This window comes from Streptomyces sp. NPDC047971 (assembly GCF_040653355.1).
In the GTDB taxonomy this organism is placed as follows: Bacteria; Actinomycetota; Actinomycetes; order Streptomycetales; family Streptomycetaceae; genus Streptomyces.
Map to the genome: position 1 here is coordinate 43,256 of NZ_JBEZNW010000041.1, position 22,874 is coordinate 66,129.

Annotated in this window: 15 protein-coding genes; all 15 read left to right on the top strand. The window is 71.3% G+C overall.

The window, feature by feature from the left end; all coding sequences use genetic code 11:
• Positions 1 to 84: 84 nt before the first annotated feature.
• The 15 genes from AB0D99_RS29440 to AB0D99_RS29510 all read left to right on the top strand — a co-directional run bounded on the left by AB0D99_RS29440 (position 85) and on the right by AB0D99_RS29510 (position 22,762).
• Complete coding sequence (locus AB0D99_RS29440) at positions 85 to 2,706, top strand: valine--tRNA ligase (protein ID WP_362368849.1); 2,622 nt, start codon at positions 85 to 87, stop codon at positions 2,704 to 2,706.
• 126 nt (positions 2,707 to 2,832) lie between these two features.
• Positions 2,833 to 3,975, top strand: coding sequence for an ATP-binding protein (locus AB0D99_RS29445; protein ID WP_362368853.1), 1,143 nt, complete (start codon positions 2,833 to 2,835; stop codon positions 3,973 to 3,975).
• Between the two features lie 136 nt (positions 3,976 to 4,111).
• Positions 4,112 to 5,629 carry a folylpolyglutamate synthase/dihydrofolate synthase family protein gene (locus tag AB0D99_RS29450; protein ID WP_362368856.1) on the top strand — a complete coding sequence of 506 codons (1,518 nt, stop codon included), beginning with the start codon at positions 4,112 to 4,114 and terminating at the stop codon, positions 5,627 to 5,629.
• Between the two features lie 5 nt (positions 5,630 to 5,634).
• On the top strand, positions 5,635 to 5,982 hold the full coding sequence (locus AB0D99_RS29455) for a DUF4233 domain-containing protein (protein WP_362368858.1): 348 nt from the start codon (positions 5,635 to 5,637) through the stop codon (positions 5,980 to 5,982).
• Between the two features lie 140 nt (positions 5,983 to 6,122).
• Complete coding sequence (gene ndk / locus AB0D99_RS29460) at positions 6,123 to 6,536, top strand: nucleoside-diphosphate kinase (protein ID WP_137989320.1); 414 nt, start codon at positions 6,123 to 6,125, stop codon at positions 6,534 to 6,536.
• A gap of 284 nt (positions 6,537 to 6,820) precedes the next feature.
• Positions 6,821 to 7,840 carry a rod shape-determining protein gene (locus AB0D99_RS29465; protein WP_056640532.1) on the top strand — a complete coding sequence of 340 codons (1,020 nt, stop codon included), beginning with the start codon at positions 6,821 to 6,823 and terminating at the stop codon, positions 7,838 to 7,840.
• Between the two features lie 131 nt (positions 7,841 to 7,971).
• Entirely contained in the window at positions 7,972 to 8,979 is a 1,008-nt protein-coding gene (gene mreC / locus AB0D99_RS29470) for a rod shape-determining protein MreC (protein ID WP_362368863.1), read from the top strand.
• A 4-nt stretch (positions 8,980 to 8,983) separates the two neighbouring features.
• A complete protein-coding gene (mreD, locus tag AB0D99_RS29475) occupies positions 8,984 to 9,649 on the top strand; it encodes a rod shape-determining protein MreD (protein ID WP_362368866.1) in 666 nt (221 codons plus the stop codon).
• 19 nt (positions 9,650 to 9,668) lie between these two features.
• Positions 9,669 to 11,870 (top strand): penicillin-binding protein 2, encoded by a 2,202-nt coding sequence (gene mrdA / locus AB0D99_RS29480; protein ID WP_362368868.1) that lies wholly within the window; start codon positions 9,669 to 9,671, stop codon positions 11,868 to 11,870.
• A gap of 3 nt (positions 11,871 to 11,873) precedes the next feature.
• Positions 11,874 to 13,073: a rod shape-determining protein RodA gene (rodA, locus tag AB0D99_RS29485; protein WP_362368871.1), complete on the top strand. Its 1,200-nt coding sequence runs from the start codon at positions 11,874 to 11,876 to the stop codon at positions 13,071 to 13,073.
• Positions 13,074 to 13,120: 47 nt separating this feature from the next.
• Positions 13,121 to 14,659 (top strand): CYTH and CHAD domain-containing protein, encoded by a 1,539-nt coding sequence (locus AB0D99_RS29490; RefSeq protein ID WP_362368874.1) that lies wholly within the window; start codon positions 13,121 to 13,123, stop codon positions 14,657 to 14,659.
• Between the two features lie 50 nt (positions 14,660 to 14,709).
• Complete coding sequence (locus tag AB0D99_RS29495) at positions 14,710 to 16,638, top strand: TIGR03960 family B12-binding radical SAM protein (RefSeq protein ID WP_362368877.1); 1,929 nt, start codon at positions 14,710 to 14,712, stop codon at positions 16,636 to 16,638.
• Positions 16,639 to 16,713: 75 nt separating this feature from the next.
• On the top strand, positions 16,714 to 17,889 hold the full coding sequence (locus AB0D99_RS29500; protein WP_362368880.1) for a hypothetical protein: 1,176 nt from the start codon (positions 16,714 to 16,716) through the stop codon (positions 17,887 to 17,889).
• Between the two features lie 123 nt (positions 17,890 to 18,012).
• The gene (locus AB0D99_RS29505; RefSeq protein WP_362368883.1) at positions 18,013 to 18,804 is read left to right on the top strand and encodes a TIGR03936 family radical SAM-associated protein; all 792 of its coding nucleotides are present in this window, start codon (positions 18,013 to 18,015) and stop codon (positions 18,802 to 18,804) included.
• 235 nt (positions 18,805 to 19,039) lie between these two features.
• Positions 19,040 to 22,762, top strand: coding sequence for an Rne/Rng family ribonuclease (locus AB0D99_RS29510; RefSeq protein WP_362368886.1), 3,723 nt, complete (start codon positions 19,040 to 19,042; stop codon positions 22,760 to 22,762).
• Positions 22,763 to 22,874: the final 112 nt, after the last annotated feature.

Below are 22,874 nucleotides of genomic sequence, written 5' to 3' on the forward strand. Positions count from 1 at the left end.
CGGGTCCGGAGGGGCGCCGGGGGGCACACCGTTACGGAACAAACGCGTTTCGGTACAGCCCTGCGACACCCCTAAACTGACCCCGTGACCGAGAACACTCAGCAGCAGCCAGCAGCCAACCCCGAACTGCCGACCCAGTACGCGCCGGCCGAAGTAGAGGGGAAGCTGTACGAGCGCTGGGTAGAGCGGGGCTACTTCGAGGCCGACGCGAACAGCGAGAAGTCGCCGTACACCATCGTCATCCCGCCGCCGAACGTCACCGGTTCCCTCCACCTGGGCCACGCCTTCGAGCACACGCTCATCGACGCCCTCACCCGCCGCAAGCGGATGCAGGGTTACGAGACGCTGTGGCAGCCGGGCATGGACCACGCCGGCATCGCGACCCAGAACGTCGTCGAGCGCGAACTCGCCAAGGAGGGCAAGTCCCGCCATGACCTCGGCCGTGAGGCGTTCGTCGAGCGCGTCTGGCAGTGGAAGGCCGAGTCCGGTGGTCAGATCTCCGGCCAGATGAAGCGCCTCGGCGACGGCGTCGCCTGGTCCCGCGAGCGGTTCACCATGGACGAGGGCCTCTCGCAGGCCGTCCAGACCATCTTCAAGAAGCTCTACGACGACGAGCTGATCTACCGCGCCGAGCGCATCATCAACTGGTGCCCGCGCTGTCTGACGGCCATCTCCGACATCGAGGTCGAGTACCAGGACGACGACGGCGAGCTCGTCTCCATCCGGTACGGCGAGGGCGACGCGTCCATCGTCGTCGCCACCACCCGCGCCGAGACGATGCTCGGCGACACCGCCGTCGCCGTCCACCCGGACGACGAGCGGTACAGGCACCTGGTCGGCACCGAGATCGAGCTGCCGCTGACCGGCCGCCGGATCCCGGTCGTCGCCGACGAGCACGTCGACCCCGAGTTCGGCACCGGCGCCGTCAAGGTGACGCCGGCGCACGACCCGAACGACTTCGAGATCGGCCAGCGCCACGGCCTGCCGAACCTCGCCGTCATGGACGAGCGCGCGGTCATCACCGCCCACGGCCCCTTCCAGGGCCTGGACCGCCTGGAGGCCCGCTCCGCCATCGTCGCCGCGCTGCGCGCCGAGGGCCGGATCGTCGCCGAGAAGCGTCCGTACGTCCACTCCGTCGGCCACTGCTCGCGCTGCAAGACCACCATCGAGCCGCGCCTGTCGATGCAGTGGTGGGTCAAGGTCGGCCCGCTCGCGAAGGCCGCCGGTGACGCGGTCCGCGACGGCAAGGTCAAGATCCACCCGCAGGAGATGGAGAAGCGGTACTTCGAGTGGGTCGACAACCTCCACGACTGGTGCATCTCGCGCCAGCTGTGGTGGGGTCACCGCATCCCCGTCTGGTACGGCCCGAACGGCGAGATCGTCTGCGTCGGACCCGACGAGCAGCCGCCCACGGGCGAGGGCTGGCACCAGGACACGGACGTCCTGGACACCTGGTTCTCCTCCGGCCTGTGGCCGTTCTCCACGCTCGGCTGGCCGGAGCAGACCGACAGCCTCGCGAAGTTCTACCCGAACTCCGTCCTGGTCACCGGCTACGACATCCTCTTCTTCTGGGTCGCCCGGATGATGATGTTCGGCCTGTACGCGATGGACGGCACCCCGCCGTTCCACACCATCGTCCTGCACGGCATGGTCCGCGACCAGTTCGGCAAGAAGATGTCGAAGTCCTTCGGCAACGCGGTCAACCCGCTGGACTGGATGAACGAGTACGGCTCCGACGCCGTCCGCTTCACCCTGGCCAACGGCGCCAACCCGGGCATCGACGTCCCCATCGGCGAGGACTGGGTCAAGGCGTCCCGGAACTTCGCCAACAAGATCTGGAACGCCACCCGCTTCGCGCTGATGAACGGCGCGACGGTCGAGGGCCCGCTGCCCGACCCGTCGGAGATGTCCGCGACGGACCGCTGGATCCTCTCGCGGCTCAACAAGACGGTCGCCGACGTCGACGCGTTCTACGACGACTACCAGTTCGCGAAGCTCGCCGACGCGCTCTACCACTTCGCGTGGGACGAGGTCTTCGACTGGTACGTCGAGCTGTCGAAGACGACGTTCTTCGCCGGCGGCGAGGGAGCCAAGGTCTCCGGCCGGGTCCTCGGCGAGGTCCTGGACGTGATGCTGCGGCTGCTCCACCCGATCGTCCCGTTCGTCACTGAGACGCTGTGGACCACGCTCACCGGCAAGGAGTCGGTCGTCATCGCCGACTGGCCGAAGGACTCCGGCTTCCGTGACGACGCGGCCGAGCGGGAGATCGAGCTCGTCCAGCAGGTCGTCACCGAGGTCCGCCGGTTCCGTTCCGACCAGGGTCTGCAGCCCGGCCAGAAGGTCCCGGCCCGGCTCGACCTGGCCGGCACCGCGCTCGCCCCGCACGAGGCGGCCATCCGTCAGCTGCTCCGTCTCCAGCCGGAGGGCGAGGGCTTCTCCGCCACCGCCTCCCTGCCGGTCGCCGGGGCCACGGTCGCGCTCGACCTGTCCGGCACGATCGACGTGGCGGCGGAGCGCAAGCGTCTCGCCAAGGACCTCGCGGCCGCCGAGAAGGAGAAGGCGCAGGCCAACGGGAAGCTCGGCAACGAGGCGTTCCTGGCGAAGGCGCCGGACAACGTGGTCGAGAAGATCCGTACGCGGCTCGCCAAGGCGGACGAGGACATCGCCCGTATCCAGGCCCAGCTGGAGCGGCTGCCGCAGGCGTAAGCGCGGGTGGGAGGCCCGGAACCGGATCGGTTCCGGGCCCTCTCTTTTGTCCGTCGTGCGTGATTTCGCACTACTTGTGACCCAGGTCATGCGCCGCGGGTCCAGGGACCTTGGATGATGGGGGGCATGTCCCGTCTCCCCACCCTGCCCGCGCTGCGCCGCCGCGTGGACCGGTGGGCCGGTTCGCCGCATGCCCTCGACGTCATCGCCGCCCTCAGCGCCTTCGCCCTGATGGTCCTCGACGTGCCCGGTCTCGCGCGCGCCGACAACTCGCTGACCGGCGTCACCGCGACCCTCGTCCTGGCGGCCGGCGCCGCCACCCTGACGCTGCGGCGCCGACTGCCCTGGATCCCGTACCTCGTCGCGCTCGCCCTCATGGGCTGGCTGCACGAGCTCACGATGATCCAGTTCGCGCTGTACTCGCTGGGCCGGTTCCGCGGCCGCAGGGTCGCCGTTCTCGCCACACTGCTCTACGTGGGAGTGGCGTACGCGCTCTTCCAGACACCCGGCTGGCCCGCCCGGCACGGCGAGACGCTCAGCGAGTTCCTCAGCCTCGTCGTCCCCATCGGCGTGCTCGCGGCGGGCGTCGGCATCGCCGCGTACCGACAGGACCTGGTCCGCGCCCTGGAGCGCCAGCGCGCCGAGGCCGCGGCGCGGCAGGCCGTGCAGGAGGAGCGGATCTCGGTCGGCCGGGACGTCCACGACCTGGTGGGCCGGGAGCTGACCGTGCTCGCCGTGCGGGCCGAGGTGCTCGCCGTACGGGCCAGGGGCGAGGCGCACGTGAAGGACTTCCAGGAGCTCGCCGACACGGCGCGGCGGGCCCACCACATGCTGAACGAGACGATCGTGCGCCGGGCCGATCAGGCCACTGCCACACCCGGCCTCGACGGGCTCCCCGTGCTCGCCGAGGAGAGCGAGCGGATGGGCAGCCCCGTCGCGCTGACCGTGGCCGAGGAGGCGAAGGCGCTCTCCCCGCTGCGGCAGGCGGCGGTCCACCGGGTCGTCCAGGAGTGTCTGACGAACGCGGCCAAGCACGCGCCGGGCCTGCCGGTGGCCGTGACGATCTCGGTGGCGGGCCCCGACCTGCGTGTCGAGGTCCGCAACCCGCTCCCCGCGACCCCGCCGGACCGCGCCCCCGTCTCGACGGGCACCGGTCTGTTCTCCATGGGGGAGCGCGTCACCAGCATGGGCGGCGGCCTCTCGGCCGGGCCGGACGGCGACACGTACGCGGTGACCGCGCTGCTGCCGACGGGCTTCGGGACGTACTGACCGCTCCGGCGCGAGGGGACGTGACCGGGTGGGCCGAACCGCCTCGGGTGCCGCCGGCGCGGGCCCGAGGGGGTCGGGAAAGTCCCGAAAGGGGTGCGTCCATCGTCCTGTCGGTCCCCCTCCGTAGACTGGCCCCGTGAGTGAGCCCCGCGACCAGTTCGACGCGTCCGACCCGTCCGACCCGTTCGACGAGATCGTCGACAATGAGACCGACCGGGACCCCGACCTGGCGGTGATCGAGGCCGGCAGCCGCACGCTGCGCGCGCAGGCCGGCCCGCCCCAGGGCGACCCCGTGCCCGCCCGGCCCGCCGACCCCGAGGTGGACAGGGCGCTGCGCGAGGTCGAGACCGAGCTGGCGACCCGGTGGGGCGAGACCAAGCTCGAGCCCTCGGTGAAGCGGATCGCGGCGCTGATGGACGTGCTCGGCGAGCCCCAGCGCGCGTACCCCTCGATCCACATCACGGGCACGAACGGCAAGACGTCCACGGCCCGCATCATCGAGGCCCTGCTGACCGCCTTCGACCTGCGCACCGGGCGGTACACCTCGCCGCACGTGCAGACGATCACCGAGCGGATCAGCCTGGACGGCGCCCCGATCTCCGCCGAGGGCTTCATCGAGACCTACCAGGACATCAAGCCGTACGTGGAGCTGGTGGACGCCCGCGAGGAGTTCCGGCTCTCCTTCTTCGAGGTCCTCACCGGAATGGCGTACGCGGCCTTCGCCGACGCCCCGGTGGACGTGGCGGTCGTCGAGGTCGGCATGGGCGGCACCTGGGACGCGACCAACGTCATCGACGCCTCGGTCGCCGTCGTCACGCCGATCGACCTGGACCACACCGACCGGCTCGGCGACACGCCCGGCGAGATCGCCGGGGAGAAGTCCGGGATCGTCAAGCAGGGTTCGACGGTGATCCTGGCCCAGCAGCCGGTGGACGCCGCCCAGGTCATGCTGAAGAAGGCCGTCGAGGTCGACGCGACGGTGGCCCGCGAGGGCATGGAGTTCGGCGTCGTCTCCCGCGAGATCGCGGTCGGCGGCCAGCTGCTCACCCTGCGCGGGCTGGGCGGAGAGTACGAAGAGGTCTTCCTGCCGCTGTACGGCGCGCACCAGGCGCACAACGCGGCGGTCGCCCTGGCGGCGGTCGAGGCGTTCTTCGGCATCGGTGCCGAGCACGCCCGCACCCTGGACCTCGACACCGTCCGCCGCGCCTTCGCCTCGGTGGCCTCCCCGGGCCGCCTCGAAGTCGTCCGCAGTTCCCCGACGGTGATCCTCGACGCCGCGCACAACCCGCACGGCGCGCGGGCCACGGCCGACGGCATCAGCGAGTCGTTCGGCTTCTCGCGGCTCATCGGTGTGGTCTCCACCAGCTCCGACAAGGACGCCAAGGGGCTGCTCGAAGCCTTCGAGCCGATCTTCGCGGAGATCGTCGTCACGGCGAACTCGAGCCCGCGCGCGACGGACGTGGACGCGCTCGCGGCGATCGCCGTCGAGGTCTTCGGCGAGGACCGGGTGGTCGTGGAGCCGCGGCTGGACGACGCCATCGAGGCGGCGATCACCCTCGCGGAGGAAGAGGACGAGTACGCGGGAGCGGGCGTCCTGGTGACCGGTTCGATCTTCACGGTCGGGGATGCCCGGCTGCTCCTCGGAAGGCGCTGAATCCGATGCGTACGCTCTGTGCCTCGACGCTGATCGGCGAGTTCTTCGTGATCGGGTTCGCCGGGCTCGTCGCCATGAAGGACGCCAGCCTGTCGATGTCCGCCGTCTGGTGGGTCTGCGGCATCGCGATGCTGGTGTCGGTGCTGCTGTGCGGGATGATCACCCGTCCGGGCGGGCTCCAGCTCGGCTGGGCGCTGCAGATCGCTCTGGTGGCGAGCGGCTTCGTGGTGCCGGTGATGTTCTTCCTGGGCGCGACCTTCGCGGTGCTGTGGTGGGCCTCCATCCACTACGGCCGCAAGATCGACGAGGCGAAGGCGCGCTGGGCCGCGCAGGCCGAGGCGGAGGCGGCGTAGCGCTTCCGGGGCGGCCCTGTCCGGGGGCCGGCGCCCTGGAAGCGGAGGAGTCCCCTCCTAAGGCTGACGCTGCGTAATCGGCGGGCGTGGTGGCCCTGTAGCCTCTGAGTCCCGCACACCGCATTGAAGGAGTCTCTACCGTGAGCCAGCGCACGCTCGTCCTGCTCAAGCCCGACGCCGTCCGCCGTGGCCTGATCGGCGAGATCATCGGCCGTATCGAGCGCAAGGCGGGCTGGACCATCTCCGCGCTCGAACTGCGCGAGCTGAGCCAGGACACGCTGGAGCAGCACTACGGCGAGCACAAGGGCAAGCCCTTCTACGAGCCGCTCATGGGCTTCATGCAGTCCGGCCCGGTCGTCGCCCTGGTCGTCGAGGGCGAGCGGGTCATCGAGGGGCTGCGGACGCTCGCCGGCCCGACCGACCCGATCGCCGCCGCCCCCGGATCCATCCGTGGGGACTTCGGCACCATTGTCCGGGAGAACCTGATCCACGCCTCGGACTCCGAGGAGTCCGCCATTCGGGAATTGAAGATTTTCTTCCCCGGTCTGGCGTGACCCGGGGCTGACCGGGTGTCAGCCATCCATCCCAACAACCTGGGGCGACCGAAGGAATTTCGGTCGCCCCCGGGCATATGAACGGCGGGACCGGGAACGCATCGCAGGGTCCTACCGTCACCTATACAGAGGTGGACCACCGCGCGGTATCCGGGTGGGCGGCACTACGATGGAAAACTCCACGCCGCAGCACCCGAAAACCCACCACCTCGCCGACCTGAGAAGCCGTCAACGCTCCAATTGGGAAGGCCCGACGCATCCTCATGGGAAACAAGGGGAACTCAATGTCGTTCATCGGCCGTGACATGGCTGTCGACCTCGGGACCGCCAACACGCTGGTGTACGTCAGGGGTCGAGGCATCGTTCTGAACGAGCCGTCCGTCGTCGCGATCAACACCAACACCGGCGGAATCCTGGCGGTCGGCGCCGAGGCGAAGAAGATGATCGGCCGGACGCCCGGCAACATCGTCGCCGTCCGACCTCTGAAGGACGGTGTGATCGCCGACTTCGAGATCACCGAGCGCATGCTCCGCTACTTCATCCTCAAGATCCACAAGCGTCGCTACCTGGCTCGCCCCCGGGTCGTCGTCTGCGTGCCCTCCGGTATCACCGGGGTGGAGCGCCGCGCCGTCATCGAGGCGTCCACGCAGGCCGGCGCCCGACAGGTGCACATCATCGAGGAACCCATGGCGGCGGCCATCGGCTCGGGCCTCCCGGTCCACGAGGCCACCGGCAACATGGTCGTCGACATCGGCGGTGGCACCACCGAGGTCGCCGTGATCTCCCTGGGCGGAATCGTCACAGCACAGTCGATCCGGGTGGCCGGCGACGAGCTCGACAACGCGATCATCCAGCACATCAAGAAGGAGTACTCGCTCCTTCTCGGTGAGCGCACCGCCGAGCAGATCAAGATCACCATCGGCTCCGCGTACGACCTCGACAACGACGAGCACACCGAGATCCGCGGCCGCGACCTCGTCTCCGGTCTGCCCAAGACCGTGGTCATCTCGGCCGCCGAGGTCCGCAAGGCCATCGAGGAGCCGGTCAACGCCATCGTCGACGCCGTGAAGACGACGCTCGACAAGTGCCCGCCCGAGCTCTCCGGTGACGTGATGGACCGCGGCATCGTTCTCACGGGTGGTGGCGCCCTGCTGCGCGGCCTGGACGAGCGGCTGCGCCGCGAGACCGGGATGCCGATCCACATCGCCGAGGATCCGCTGGACTCGGTGGCGCTCGGATCCGGCAAGTGCGTGGAGGAGTTCGAGGCCCTCCAGCAGGTCCTGGACGCCCAGCCCCGCCGCTAGCGGATCGGCGACGATCGTCCCCCTCGGCCCTGGGGGGCGATCGTCGACACGGCGGTGAGACCGCGTCACGGCAAGACCGGCACGAATCGCACGGAACAATCGAACCAAGAGGAAAGGCACGGCCGCCGCACGTGAGGGACACACGAGAGAGCCGGCTGCTCCTGGTGCTGCTGATCGCCATCGCGTTCGCACTGATCACGGTGGACATCCGCGGCGGCGAGGAGTCACCGGTCGACGGCGCCCGGCAGGCAGCCGCCGCGGTCTTCGGGCCGGTCGAGAACGGGGTCGCGTCAGCCGTCGACCCCATCGGCAACGCCATCGGAGCGGTACGCGACTCCGGCGAGCGGCACGACCGGATCGCCGCGCTGGAACGGGAGAACGCGGCCCTCAAGGCCAAGCTCGGCAGCGACGACCGCAACCGCAGCCGGGTCCGCGAGCTCGACACCCTCCTCAAGACGGCGGGCGCCGGCCAGTACGGCATCAAGGGCGCCGAGGTCATCGCCATAGGAGCGGCGCAGGGCTTCTCCTGGACCGTCACCATCGACGCCGGCGCCAACGACGGCATCGAGCGGGACATGACCGTACTGAACGGCTCGGGTCTGGTCGGCCGCGTCACCACCGTCGGGCCCTCCACCGCGACCGTGCTCCTCGCCAACGACCCCGACTTCACCGTCGGCACCCGCATGGAGAACTCGGCCGAGCTCGGCTTCGCCACCGGCCAGGGCAACGGCCCGCTCCTCGTCCAGCTCCTCAACGGCAAGGCGAAGGTGAAGACCGGCGACCGGCTCGTCACCTTCGGCTCCCAGGCCGACAAGCCCTTCGTGCCCGGCGTGCCGGTCGGCGAGGTCGTCCGCGTCGATCCGCTGGGCGGCGGCCTGACCCGCAACGTCTACGTCCGCCCGTACGTCGGCTTCTCCAAGCTCGACATCGTCGGCGTCGTCGTCCAGGCCCCGCGCACCAACCCGCGTGACACGGTCCTGCCGCCCAAGCCCAAGCCGGCCCCGACCGTCACCGTCACGGTCACACCGCCGCCTCCCGAGGGGGAGCAGCCGGCCGGGGAGCAGCGGGGAGCCACCCAGGACCAGGCCCGCAAGCCCGAGGACCAGCAACAGAACCAGCAGCAGGAGCAGGGGGACTGAGGCCGTGAAGTTCAACCGCATTCTCCTCTCCACCACCCTCGTGGTGGTCGCCCTGGTCATCCAGGTATCCGTCCTCGCCAGACTCCAGCTCCCCGGCGCGGTGCCCGACCTCGTCCTGCTGACCGTCGTCGGCCTCGCCCTCGTGTACGGGCCGGTCAGCGGCTCCCTCATCGGCTTCGGCGCCGGGCTCCTCTCGGACCTCGCCCCGCCCGCCGACCACGCCGCGGGCCGCTACGCCCTCGTCCTGTGCGTCATCGGCTACGTCGCCGGACTCGCCCGCCCCGACAACGGCAAGCTGAAGTCCGCCACCGGCCCGATGGCCGTGGTCGTCGCCGCCGCGCTCGGCTCCACCCTCCTGTACGCGGGGGTCGGCGCCCTCGTCGGCGACACCGCCGCCCGCCATGTCGGCCTCGGCTCCCTGCTGTTCACCGCGGCGATCTACGACCTCCTCCTCGCGCCCTTCACCGTGCCGCTGATCATGGCGCTGGCCCGGCGCGCCGAGAACGACCCGCTGGCCGACACCTCCGGGGGCGCGACCGACGTCGCCTCCGGCTGGCTCAGCTCGGGCACGGGCCTCCAGATCGGCGCCCAGCGCGGTGGCCTGCGCGCCAAGGCCGCCCGCACGAGAGCGGCACGCGCGGGCCGCATCAAGGGAGTCAAGCGACTGTGACCGAGGGGGCACCGGCAGCATGAGCAACATCCCGGAGACCGGGCGGACTCCCAGGGTCCAGACCCGGCTCGTCATCATCCAGATCCTCGTCTTCTCCCTCCTGCTCACTCTCGGCGGACGCCTCTGGTACCTCCAGATCCGCAACGGCAAGGAGTACACCGACGAGGCGAAGAGCAACCACGTCCAGCGGGTCGTCCAGCCCGCCGTCCGCGGTTCGATCCTCGACTCCCGTGGCGTCCCGCTCGCCGACAACGAGACCCGGCTCGTGGTCTCCGCGTCCCGCACCGAGCTGATGAAGATGAAGGACGACGGCAAGGCCGTCCTCACCCGCCTCGCCGGCGTCCTCGGCATGAAGCCCAAGGACGTCATGGACAAGGTGCGGCTCTGCGACTCCCAGACGCCGCAGCCCTGCTGGAACGGCTCCCCCTACCAGCCGATCCCGATCACCGACGAGGCCACCACGCAGCAGGCGCTGCGGATCCGGGAGAGCACCGAGGACTTCCCCGGCATCACCGCCGAACTCGCCGCCGTACGCCGCTACACGGCGCCCGGGAACGCCCGCACCGCGCAGGTGCTCGGCTACCTCTCGCCGGTCACCGACGAGGAGATCCAGAAGGCCAAGGACTCCGAATCGCCCTATCTCCGCTCCGACCAGGTCGGCCGCTCCGGCATCGAACGCACCTACGACAAGGAGCTGCGCGGCAAGGCCGGCGTCACCTCGTACGAGGTCGACAAGATCGGCCGGGTCATGGGCCAGACCCAGTCCGAGCCGGGCGTACCCGGCTCCACCCTCGTCACCAGCATCGACGCCCGCGTCCAGTCGGTCGCCGAGTACGAGCTCCACCAGGCGATGAAGCTGGTCCGGGGCGAGACCGACAAGATCACCGGCCGGAAGTACGAGGCCGACGCCGGCGCCGTCGTCGTCATGGAGTCCAGGACCGGCCGCGTCGTCGCCATGGCCTCCCAGCCCGACTACGACCCGAACGCCTGGGTCGGCGGCATCTCCGGCAAGGACTACGCCCGCCTCACCAGCAAGGACTCCAACTACCCGCTGCTCAACCGGGCCATCCAGGGGCAGGCGCCCGCCGGCTCCGTCTTCAAGGTGGTGTCGGCGAGCGCGGCCGTGCGGGCCGGGTACGACTTCAACGACAAGTACCTGTGCAGCAGCTCGTACAGCATGGGCAACCGGAGCTTCGCGAACTTCGAGTCCCAGGGGCACGGCCCCATCACCCTCGGCGACGCCCTCAAGTACTCCTGCAACACGGTCTTCTACCGCCTCGGCCACCAGGAGTGGAACCGCGACGGCGGCCTCAAGCCCAAGAAGGACGCCCACGACTGGTTCTACCGGACCGCCCGTGACTTCGGCTTCGGCTCCGAGACCGGCATCGACGTGCCCAACGAGGTCAAGGGCCGCATCCCGGACCGCCAGTGGAAGCAGCGGTTCTGGGAGGCCAACAAGGACGCCTGGTGCAAGCAGGGCAAGAAGGGCGGCACCTACGTCGAGCAGATCGCCTACGAGAGCTGCCTCGAAGGCAACCAGCTGAAGGCGTACGACAGCATCAACTTCTCCATCGGCCAGGGCGACGTCCTCATCACGCCCGTCCAGCTGGCCACCGCCTACGCGGCGATCAGCAACGGCGGCACCCTCTACAACCCCACCATCGGCAAGGCCGTGATCAGCCCCGACGGCAAGCAGGTCACGGAGATCAAGCCGGAGGCCCACGGCAAGCTGCCGGTCGACGCCCAGACCATCGCCGACCTCGACAAGGGCCTGCGCTCCGTCGTCGAGCCCGGCGGCACCGCCGCCTGGCGGTTCGGCGGCTGGCCCCAGGACAAGATCCCGATGCGGGCCAAGACCGGTACCGCCCAGGTCTACGGCAAGCAGACCACCTCCTGGTTCGCCACGTACACCGACGACTACACGATCGTGATGACGATCTCCCAGGGTGGTACGGGCTCCGGCGCCTCCGGACCCGCCGTCCGCAACATCTACGACGCCCTCTACGGCCTCGACGACGCGGGCAACCAGGACCTCAAGCGCGCCCTGCTGCCCCAGCCCCAGAAGACGCTGCCGAAGATCCAGCCCGACGGCACCATCGACGCGCCCGCGGTCAAGCCGTACGACCCCAAGTCACAGCTGGTGGTCGACGCGGCCGGGACGGGCGACGGCGGCGGACAAGAGCCACTCCACGGGCCGCTGCCCGGCAGGACGGGAGACTGACCGATGACCGCACCCCACGGGTTCTCCGTCTCCCGCTACGCCCCCGAACGCGGCCCGATCGCCAAGCTCACCGCACGTGACTCGGTGGTCCGGCGGCTGGACTGGCCCATCCTCCTGTCCAGCCTCGCGCTGTCGTTCCTCGGCTCGCTGCTCGTCTGGTCCGCCACGCGCGGCCGGACCGAGCTGAACCAGGGCGACCCGTACTACTTCCTCTTCCGGCACGCCCTGAACACCGGCATCGGGCTCGCCCTGATGATCGGCACCATCTGGCTCGGCCACCGCACCCTGCGCGGCGCGGTGCCGATCCTCTACGGCATCTCGATCCTGCTGATCCTCGCCGTCCTCACCCCGCTCGGCGCCACGATCAACGGCGCCCACGCGTGGATCGTGATCGGCGGCGGCTTCTCGCTCCAGCCCAGCGAGTTCGTGAAGATCACGATCATCCTGATCATGGCGATGCTGCTGGCCGCGAAGGTCGACGCCGGCGACCAGGTCCACCCCGACCACCGGACCGTCGCCAAGGCCCTGGGCCTCGCCGCGCTGCCCATGGCGATCGTCATGCTGATGCCGGACCTCGGCTCCGTGATGGTCATGGCGGTGATCGTCCTCGGGGTGCTGCTCGCCTCCGGCGCCTCCAACCGCTGGGTGCTCGGCCTCATCGGCGCCGGCGTGGCGGGCGCGGTCGCGGTCACGGCCCTCGGCCTGCTCGACGAGTACCAGCTCAACCGCTTCGCCGCCTTCGCCAACCCAGAGCTCGACCCGGCGGGCGTCGGCTACAACACCAACCAGGCGCGCATCGCGATCGGTTCCGGCGGCCTCTACGGCGCGGGGCTCTTCAACGGCCACCAGACCAGCGGCCAGTTCGTGCCCGAGCAGCAGACCGACTTCATCTTCAGCGTCGCCGGCGAGGAGCTCGGCTTCCTCGGCGGCGGACTGATCATCGCGCTGCTCGGTGTCATCCTCTGGCGCGCCTGCCGCATCGCACGCGAGACGACCGAGCTGTACGGCACGATCGTCGCCGCCGGCATCATCGCCTGGTTCGCCTTCCAGTCCTTCGAGAACATCGGCATGGCGCTCGGCATCATGCCCGTGGCGGGCCTCCCGCTGCCGTTCGTCTCCTACGGAGGCTCCTCGATGTTCGCCGTATGGGTGGCGATCGGACTGCTCCAGTCGATCCGGGTGCAGCGGCCGATAACCGCTTAGCCCAAGAGGGTCTGCCCTTCCGTTCACTTCACGTCTAGATTCGATTCATGGCGGAGACGAAGCGCGAGATCGAGCGGAAGTACGAAGCCGGCGAGAAGGCGGGGCTCCCGGACCTCGGCAGAGCACGGGGAGTCTCCGCCGTCCTGGAGCGGGGCGTCGCCGAACTCGACGCCGTCTACTACGACACGGCCGATCTGCGACTGGCCGCGGACTCGATCACCCTGCGCCGCCGTACCGGAGGCGAGGACGCCGGCTGGCACCTCAAGTTCCCCGTCGCCTCCGGGATCCGCGACGAGATCCGGGCCCCGCTCGCCGACACCCTGCCGACGCCCCTCGCCCGGCTCCTGCGCTCCCGCGTCCGCGACGAGGACGTCGTCCCTGTCGTCCGTCTGCGGTCCTCCCGGGAGGTCCGCCACCTCGTCGACGACGGGGGAACCATGCTCGCGGAGGTGTCCGTCGACACCGTCCGCGCCGAACGCCTGACCGGCACCGGCGCGGAGACCTCCTGGACGGAGATCGAGGTCGAACTCGCGGACGGCGCGGACCCCACCGTCCTCGACGCCGTCGAGAAGCGCCTGAAGAAGGCCGGCGTACGACCGTCGGCGTCGGCCTCGAAGCTCGCCAGGGCCTTGGAGGAGACGGCGGACCCCGACGCGGGTCCCGCCGCCGGCCCCCGGGACGCGGCCCTCGGGCTGGGAGAGGACACCGCGGGAGGCCGCGTCCTCGCCTACGTACGGGAGCAGATCGACGCGATCGTCACCCTCGACCCGGCCGTCCGTCGCGACCTCCCGGACTCCGTCCACCAGCTGCGGGTCGCCACCCGCCGGCTCCGCAGCGCCTTCAAGACGTACCGCACGGTCCTCGACCGCACCGTCACCGACCCCGTCGGCGAGGAGCTCAAGTGGCTCGCCGGCGAGCTCGGCGTCGCCCGCGACCAGGAAGTGCTGTTCGACCGCCTGCGCGGCCGGATCGACGACATGCCCCGCACCCTCCTCCTCGGCCCCGTCCGCTCCCGGCTCCGCATCTGGAACGCCGCACACGGCGGCGGCGCCCGGCGCACCGCGCTCGCGGCCCTCGACTCCGCGCGCCACCTCGCGCTCCTGTCCACCCTCGACGCGCTGCTCGCCGACCCGCCCCTGCTGAAGGGCGCCGCGAAGGACGCCCCGCCGGTCCTCGCCAAAGCCGTCCTCAAGGACTACGACCGCCTCGCCCGCCGGGTCGACCACGCCCTCGCCCTGCCCGCGGGCCACGACCGCGACCTCGCCATGCACGAGGCCCGCAAGGCCGCCAAACGCGCCCGCTACGCCGCGGAGGCCGCCACCCCCACCCTCGGCAAACCCGCGAAGCGCTTCGCCAAGAGCATGAAGTCCGTCCAGACCGTCCTCGGCGACCACCAGGACAGCGTCGTCGCCCGCGAGGCCCTGCGCACCCTCGCCGTCCAGGCCCACGCCGCGGGCGAGTCCGCCTTCGCCTGGGGACTCCTGTACGGCCGGGAGGAAGCGGCCGGAGCCGACCGCGAGCGAGAGTTTCCGCAGGTCTGGGAGCGGGCCTCGGCCCCGAAACGGAGGGCGCCACTCACCCGCTGAGCACCGGGTACGCTTGAGAGTCGCCCCCTGCCAGCTCACGAAGGTTCGAGATGTCTGCTGCCGAGTCTGTCTTCCCGCAGCTCGAAGCTCTGCTCCCGCACGTGCAGAAGCCGATTCAGTACGTCGGTGGAGAGCTGAACTCCACGGTCAAGCCGTGGGAGTCCGCCGACGTCCGCTGGGCGCTCATGTACCCGGACGCGTACGAGGTCGGTCTGCCCAACCAGGGCGTCATGATCCTCTACGAGGTACTGAACGAGCGGGAGGGCGTCCTCGCCGAGCGCACCTACAGCGTGTGGCCGGACCTCGAGGAGCTCATGCGCGAGCACGGCGTCCCGCAGTTCACCGTGGACAGCCACCGCCCCGTCGGCGCCTTCGACGTCTTCGGCCTGAGCTTCTCCACGGAACTCGGCTACACCAACATGCTCACGGCCCTCGACCTGGCGGGCATCCCGCTGGAGTCGAAGGACCGCACCGTCGACCACCCGATCGTGCTCGCCGGCGGCCACGCCGCCTTCAACCCCGAGCCGATCGCGGACTTCATCGACGCGGCCATCATCGGCGACGGCGAGCAGGCCGTCCTCGACATGACGGAGATCATCCGCGCCTGGAAGGCCGAGGGCCGCCCCGGCGGCCGCGAGGAGGTCCTCCTCCGGCTCGCGAAGACGGGCTCGGTCTACATCCCGGGCTTCTACGACGTCGAGTACCTGCCCGACGGCCGGATCGCCCGCGTCGTCCCCAACCGCTCCGGCGTGCCGTGGCGCGTGTCCAAGCACACCGTCATGGACCTCGACGAGTGGCCCTACCCCAAGCAGCCGCTGGTCCCGCTCGCCGAGACGGTCCACGAGCGGATGTCCGTCGAGATCTTCCGCGGCTGCACCCGCGGCTGCCGCTTCTGCCAGGCCGGCATGATCACGCGCCCCGTGCGGGAGCGAAGCATCACCGGCATCGGCGAGATGGTCGAGAAGGGTCTCAAGGCGACCGGCTTCGAGGAGGTCGGCCTGCTCTCCCTGTCGTCCGCGGACCACACGGAGATCGCCGACATCGCCAAGGGCCTCGCCGACCGGTACGAGGAGGACAAGGTCGGTCTGTCCCTGCCCTCCACCCGGGTGGACGCCTTCAACGTCGACCTCGCCAACGAGCTGACCCGCAACGGCCGCCGCTCCGGTCTCACTTTCGCCCCCGAGGGCGGCTCCGAGCGGATGCGCAAGGTCATCAACAAGATGGTCTCGGAGGAGGACCTGATCCGGACCGTCTCCACCGCGTACGGCAACGGCTGGCGCCAGGTGAAGCTGTACTTCATGTGCGGCCTGCCGACCGAGACGGACGAGGACGTCCTCCAGATCGGTGACATGGCGGTCAACGTCATCGCCGAGGGCCGCAAGGTCTCCGGCCAGAACGACATCCGCTGCACGGTCTCCATCGGCGGCTTCGTCCCGAAGCCCCACACCCCCTTCCAGTGGGCCCCGCAGCTCTCGGCCGAGGAGACGGACGCGCGTCTGGCGAAGCTCCGGGACAAGATCCGCGGCGACAAGAAGTACGGCCGTTCGATCGGCTTCCGCTACCACGACGGCAAGCCCGGCATCGTCGAGGGCCTGCTCTCGCGCGGCGACCGGCGGATCGGCGCCGTCATCCGCGCGGTGTACGACGACGGCGGCCGCTTCGACGGCTGGCGCGAGCACTTCTCGTACGACCGCTGGATGCAGTGCGCCGAGAAGACGCTTCCGGCCATGGGCGTCGACGTCGACTGGTACACGACCCGTGAGCGCACCTACGAGGAGGTCCTGCCCTGGGACCACCTGGACTCCGGTCTCGACAAGGACTGGCTCTGGGAGGACTGGCAGGACGCGCTGGACGAGACCGAGGTCGACGACTGCCGCTGGACGCCGTGCTTCGACTGCGGTGTGTGCCCGGCGATGCAGACCGAGATCCAGGTCGGCCCGACCGGCAAGAAGCTGCTGCCGCTGAGCGTCGTCAAGTAGCCCGTTCCGGTAGAGCTCCCGCGACGGCCCGGTGTGAGGGGAAACCCTCCGCCGGGCCGTTGCGTCATTTCAGGCATGAGCATGGAGAAGGCACAGCCCGGGGGAGAGCCGGAGGGCTGTCTGACGGCGTTCATCAGGATTCCGGTTCGGATCGTCGTGCTGGTGGTCGTCGTACCCGTCCGGATGCTGTGGGACGTCCTCGTCGTCTGCGGGCGCGCCGTGGAACTGCGGGTGCTGCGACCGGTGGGCCGGGCGCTCGGCTGGATGTTCCGGACGCTGGTCGCGAAGCCGACGGTCTGGCTGGCCAAGGCGCTGTTCGTCTGGCCGTGGGTGGCGCTGTGGCGGTATGTGCTGGTGCCGGTGGGCCGGTACGGGTTCGTGATTCCGGCCCGGTGGCTCCACCGGTCGGTGCTGGGCCCGGTCGGGCGCGGGCTGGTGCGGTTGCTCACCCTGGTGGGCCAAGGTCTTGCCGTCGGCGGCGGCTGGCTGGCCAAGGCGCTGTTCGTCTGGCCGTGGGTGGCGCTCTGGCGGTACGTGGTGGTGCCGGGCGCCCGGTATGGGATCGGCGTCCCGGCGGTCTGGACGTACCGGTGGATCCTCTCCCCGGTGTGGCGGTACGTCGTCGTGCCGGTGGCCCGGTACGGGTTCGCGGTGCCGGCCGTCTGGCTCCACCGGGCCGTCCTCACCCCGCTCGGCCAGGGGCTGACGTGGCTTCTCACCGGCCTGGGCCGGGCCCTCGCGTGGCTGGCGGGCGCGCTGTTCGTCCGGCCGTGGGCCGCGCTGTGGCGGTACGGGATCGTCCTGCCCCTCGGCTGGCTCTGGCGGCGGGTCCTGGTGCCCCTCGGGCGGGAGACCGCCGACGCCTTCCGGGTCTGCTGGCGGATCGCGGGGTTCGTCTCCCGTGCCGTCGGCCGGGCACTCACGTGGGTGGCGTGGAATCTCCTCGGCCGCCCCGCGACCTGGGTCTACCGCACCGTCTGCACCCCCGTCGGCCACTGGGTCCGCGACCAGGTGTGGGCCCCGGCCAGGCGGGCCGCCGCCGAGGCCGGACGAGCCGCCCGGAGCGCGCTCGGCGCGGCGCGCGCGATGGTCCGCCAGGCCCGCCGCGACGCCTGGCACGCACTGGTCGGGGGAGCCCGGGTGACCGAGCCCGGGGAACCGGTGGTGACCTCGGCGCGTACTCTGGGTAGTACAACAACCGCCTCCGGCGCGGCGCCCGCACCCGAGATCTCCCTGCGAAAGCGGGGGTGAGCCGGTCGGGCCCCCCAGAGGCCACCCGTATTTCGTGGGCGGCGCGCCACCGCGCCCGCCCCGCACCGAGGAGAAGAACCACTGGGCAAGCGACAGCCCGAAGGCCCGCCGCCCGCACCGGCGGTGCAGCGCATCCGACTGCGCTACACCAAGCGCGGCCGCCTCCGGTTCACCAGCCACCGTGACTTCCAGCGCGCCTTCGAGCGTGCGCTGCGCCGAGCCGAGGTGCCCATGGCGTACTCGGCCGGCTTCACCCCGCACCCCAAGGTGTCGTACGCCAACGCCGCCCCCACGGGTACGGGCTCCGAGGCCGAGTTCCTGGAGATCGCGCTCACCGAGCAGAGGGATCCGGAGACCCTGCGGATCCTGCTCGACGAGTCGCTCCCGGACGGTCTCGACATCACCGACGCCGTCGAGGCCCGCACCTCGGGACTGGCCGACCGGCTCACCGCCTCCGTGTGGGAGCTGCGGCTCGACGGCGTCGCCCTCGAGGACGCGGAGAAGGCCGTGGCGGCCTTCCTCGCGGCCGACACCGTGGAAGTACAGCGCAAGACCAAGAACGGCATCCGCACCTTCGACGCCCGCTCGGCCGTCGCCGACCTGGTCGCGGCTCGTCCACAGGCACGTCCCGAAGCTGATAGGCCGCTGGACAATGCCTGTGCGATACTGCGGCTGGTTGTTCGGCACGTGACACCTGCCGTACGACCCGACGACGTCCTGTCCGGTCTCCGAGCTGTGGCCGACCTGGCGCCGCCGGTCCCCGCAGCGGTGACCAGGCTGGCGCAGGGGCTCTTCGACGAGGAGTCCGGCACGGTGACCGACCCGCTCGCGCCCGACCGCGAAGCAGTCACGGCCGCTCCACCCACGGCCGCCGCGACCGCCTCAGCGACGGCGCCGGGTGCAGGTTCCGCGTAGGGAGCGGTCGTTGTAGCGCAGCCCTGGCACTCGGGAGCCACCTGGGTCGGGCAGCGCACGAACACAGGAGACTTTCGCCAGGCCGTACGCAGAACGCGTACGGAACCGGCGAGCCAGACATCAGCTCCCGTGCGGCGCCCGCGCCCCGGACGGCGGCACCGCGCATCGAGCGCGATCGTGCCGCCGGACCGGAACACGACGCGGCGCCCGGGAGCGTGACGGGAGAACCGCCCGCATGCCCGAGCAGCACGAAGAAAGCACCGAGAACAACAACGCGCCTGGTGACAAGCTGCCGCCGCGCCGCAGGCGCCGCGCAGCCTCCCGCCCCGCCGGCCCGCCGGTGACGGCGGAGACCGTCGAGACCGCGGCCGAGGTCGTCGTCGAGACGCCCGCCGCGCCGGCGGAGGCTCCGGTGGAGGAGCCGGCCGCCGCCCCCGCCCGTACGCGTCGCCGTGCCACCCGTAAGGCGACCACCCCGGAGCCGGTGGCAGAGACCGCGGCCGAGGCCGTGCCGGTCGAGGCTTCCGTCGAGGAGCCTGCGGCCGCCCCCGCCCGTACGCGTCGCCGTGCCACCCGTAAGGCGACCGCCCCGGAGCCGGTGACCGAGACCGTGGCCGAGCCTGTCGTGGAGACGCCCGCCGCGCCGGTCGAGGCTTCCGCCGAGGAGCCGGCCGCCGCTCCCGCCCGTACGCGTCGCCGTGCCACCCGTAAGGCGACCACCCCGGAGCCGGTGACCGAGACCGTGGCCGAGCCTGTCGCGGAGACGCCCGCCGCGCCGGTGGAGGAGCCCGTCGAGGAGCCTGCGGCCGCCCCCGCCCGTACGCGTCGCCGTGCGACCCGCAAGGCGACCACCCCGGAGCCGGTGGCCGAGACGGCCGGTGAGAGCCTGCCGTCCGAGACCGTCGAGCAGATCACCGCCGAGGCGACCGAGCCCGAGGTCGCCGCCGCCGAGCAGGCCGCCGTCCGTGGCCGCTCCCGCCGCCGCGCCACCTCGCCGCAGTTCACCGCCGAGCCGGTGACGTCCGGTGCCGGCACCGCGTCGGCCGAAGCCGCGCGCGTTTCCGCGGCGGAGGAGCCCCGCGGCCGGCGTGCCACGCGTCCCGCCGTCGCCGTCTTCCAGGCCCCGGTCTTCACCGAGCCGATGTTCCAGACCCCGGAGACCGCCGCCGCAGCAGCCGCGGCCGAGGCCGTGGAGCCGGAGGAGGACGAGGAGGAGACGGTCGAGACCGCCGAGGCGGTCGAGCGTCCCGAGCCCGCCGGACGGCGCCGTCGTCGCCGTCGCGGCGAGCCCGCCGAGCCGGTCGCGGTCGAGCCGGTCCCGGCCACCGTCGCCGACGAGCCCGAGGTCGAGGCCGAGGAGCCCGAGGCGGAGGCCGAGGAGACCGACGAGTACGAGGACCGTCCGTCCCGCCGTCGCCGCCGTGGCGGCCGTCGCCGTCGTCGCGGCGAGCTCGCCGAGGCGGAGGACACCGACGAGAGCGAGGAGGCGGACGAGACGCCCGCCGAGGACGAGGAGTCCGAGGAGACGGACGAGTCCGAGGAGTCTGAGGGCGGCACCACGTCCGGCAGCAGCAGCTCCCGCCGTCGTCGCCGTCGTCGCCGCCGCAGCGGTGACGCCGCCGACACCGAGGGGGGCGAGGAGGACGGCGTCCGTACGGTCGTCAAGGTCCGCGAGCCCCGCCCGGCCCGCGAGAAGGCCGAGCCGTCCGACGAGGTCCAGTCCATCAAGGGCTCGACCCGCCTGGAGGCGAAGAAGCAGCGTCGTCGCGAAGGCCGCGAGCAGGGCCGCCGCCGCGTGCCGATCATCACGGAGGCCGAGTTCCTGGCCCGCCGTGAGGCGGTCGAGCGCGTCATGGTCGTCCGCCAGAACGGCGAGCGCACCCAGATCGGCGTCCTGGAAGACAACGTGCTCGTCGAGCACTACGTCAACAAGGAGCAGGCCACGTCCTACGTCGGCAACGTCTACCTGGGCAAGGTCCAGAACGTGCTGCCGTCCATGGAGGCCGCCTTCGTCGACATCGGCAAGGGCCGCAACGCCGTCCTGTACGCCGGCGAGGTCAACTTCGAGGCGCTCGGCATGGCCAACGGGCCGCGCCGCATCGAGACCGCCCTCAAGTCCGGCCAGTCCGTCCTCGTCCAGGTGACGAAGGACCCCATCGGCCACAAGGGCGCCCGTCTGACCAGCCAGGTCTCCCTCCCGGGCCGCTACCTCGTGTACGTCCCCGAGGGCTCGATGACCGGCATCAGCCGCAAGCTCCCGGACACCGAGCGGGCCCGTCTGAAGACCATCCTCAAGAAGATCGTTCCCGAGGACGCGGGCGTCATCGTGCGCACCGCCGCCGAGGGCGCGAGCGAGGACGAGCTGCGCCGTGACGTCGAGCGTCTGCAGGCCCAGTGGGAGGACATCCAGAAGAAGGCGAAGAACGGCAACGCTCCGACCCTTCTCTACGGCGAGCCGGACATGACCGTCCGCGTCGTCCGCGACATCTTCAACGAGGACTTCTCGAAGGTCATCGTCAGCGGCGACGACGCCTGGGAGACCATCCACGGGTACGTGAACCACGTCGCCCCGGACCTGACCGACCGCCTGTCCAAGTGGACGAGCGAGGTCGACGTCTTCGCGACGTACCGGATCGACGAGCAGCTGATGAAGGCGCTGGACCGCAAGGTCTGGCTGCCGAGCGGTGGCTCGCTGGTGATCGACAAGACCGAGGCGATGATCGTCGTCGACGTCAACACCGGCAAGTTCACCGGCCAGGGCGGCAACCTCGAAGAGACCGTGACGAGGAACAACCTCGAAGCGGCCGAGGAGATCGTGCGCCAGCTGCGCCTGCGCGACCTGGGCGGCATCGTCGTCATCGACTTCATCGACATGGTCCTGGAGTCCAACCGCGACCTGGTGCTGCGCCGCCTCCTCGAGTGCCTGGGCCGTGACCGGACCAAGCACCAGGTGGCCGAGGTCACCTCGCTCGGTCTGGTCCAGATGACCCGCAAGCGGGTGGGCCAGGGTCTGCTGGAGTCCTTCTCCGAGACCTGCGTCCACTGCAACGGCCGCGGTGTCATCGTGCACATGGAGCAGCCGACCGCCCCGGGCGGCGGTGGCGGCGGCAAGCGCTCGAAGAAGCGTGGCCGTGGCGGTGCCGAGCACCACGAGCACGAGCACGACCACGTCGAGGCCGTGGAGTCGGAGACCGAGACGGTCGAGACCGAGGCCGAGGTGGCCGCGGAGATCGCGCCGCCGGTGGCCGTGGAGGAGCCCTTCCGCCCCGACGAGGAGCTGTACGGCAGCGCCGCCGAGGCCGAGGCGGCCGCGACGCGCGGCCGAGGCCGCCGTCGGGCCACCCGCAAGGTGTCCGCGCCGGTCGCCTCCACCCCCGCGCCGGTGGTCGTGGAGGAGCCCGCGCCCGTCGTCGAGGCCGTCGTCGAGGCCCCGGTCGTCGAGGCCGCGCCGGTCGTCGAGGAGGCCGCCCCGGCCCCCCGTGCGCGCCGTCGCGCCACCCGCAAGGCGACGGCCCCGGCAGGGTCGCCGGCGGCCGCTCCGGAGCCCGTCGTCGAGGCGCCGGTCGCGGAGCCCGTCGCCGCGCCGGAGCCGGCCGCCGAGGCCGCGCCCGAGCCTGTCGTCGAGGAGGCCCCCGCGGCCGCCCCGCCGAGGGCCCGTCGCCGGGTCGTCCGCAAGGTGACCGCCCCCGCGGGTTCGCCCTCGGGTGCCGAGGACGCCGCCGTCGTCGTGGTCGAGGCCCCGGCCGCCGCCGCGGCCCCGGTCGAGGCGCCCGCCGCCGAGGCCGAGGCCGAGGTCGAGGCTCCCGCCAAGAAGACGGCCGCCCGCAAGACGGCCAAGAAGGCCACCGCGAAGAAGGCCGCCACCAAGAAGACGGCGACGGCCAAGAAGACCGCGGCGAAGAAGGCGACCGCGAAGAAGGCGGCCGCCAAGAAGACGGCCGCCCCCGCGCAGGACTGACACGGCCGGTGTGGGCCGTCCCGTCGAGGACCGCCGCCTTCAGCGGCTCCCTCCGTCCCGACGCGGGAACACTTCGGTCCCAGCTGGCCGCAGCCGTCGAGGCCACCGCCAC

Excerpts from the sequence above, each read along its gene's own strand:
- AB0D99_RS29445 (WP_362368853.1), top strand. The coding sequence starts at position 2,833 with ATGTCCCGTCTCCCCACCCTGCCCGCGCTGCGCCGCCGCGTGGACCGG.
- AB0D99_RS29455 (WP_362368858.1), top strand. The coding sequence starts at position 5,635 with ATGCGTACGCTCTGTGCCTCGACGCTGATCGGCGAGTTCTTCGTGATC.
- AB0D99_RS29465 (WP_056640532.1), top strand. The coding sequence starts at position 6,821 with ATGTCGTTCATCGGCCGTGACATGGCTGTCGACCTCGGGACCGCCAAC.
- mrdA (WP_362368868.1), top strand. The coding sequence starts at position 9,669 with ATGAGCAACATCCCGGAGACCGGGCGGACTCCCAGGGTCCAGACCCGG.
- rodA (WP_362368871.1), top strand. The coding sequence starts at position 11,874 with ATGACCGCACCCCACGGGTTCTCCGTCTCCCGCTACGCCCCCGAACGC.
- AB0D99_RS29490 (WP_362368874.1), top strand. The coding sequence starts at position 13,121 with ATGGCGGAGACGAAGCGCGAGATCGAGCGGAAGTACGAAGCCGGCGAG.
- AB0D99_RS29495 (WP_362368877.1), top strand. The coding sequence starts at position 14,710 with ATGTCTGCTGCCGAGTCTGTCTTCCCGCAGCTCGAAGCTCTGCTCCCG.
- AB0D99_RS29500 (WP_362368880.1), top strand. The coding sequence starts at position 16,714 with ATGAGCATGGAGAAGGCACAGCCCGGGGGAGAGCCGGAGGGCTGTCTG.
- AB0D99_RS29510 (WP_362368886.1), top strand. The coding sequence starts at position 19,040 with ATGCCCGAGCAGCACGAAGAAAGCACCGAGAACAACAACGCGCCTGGT.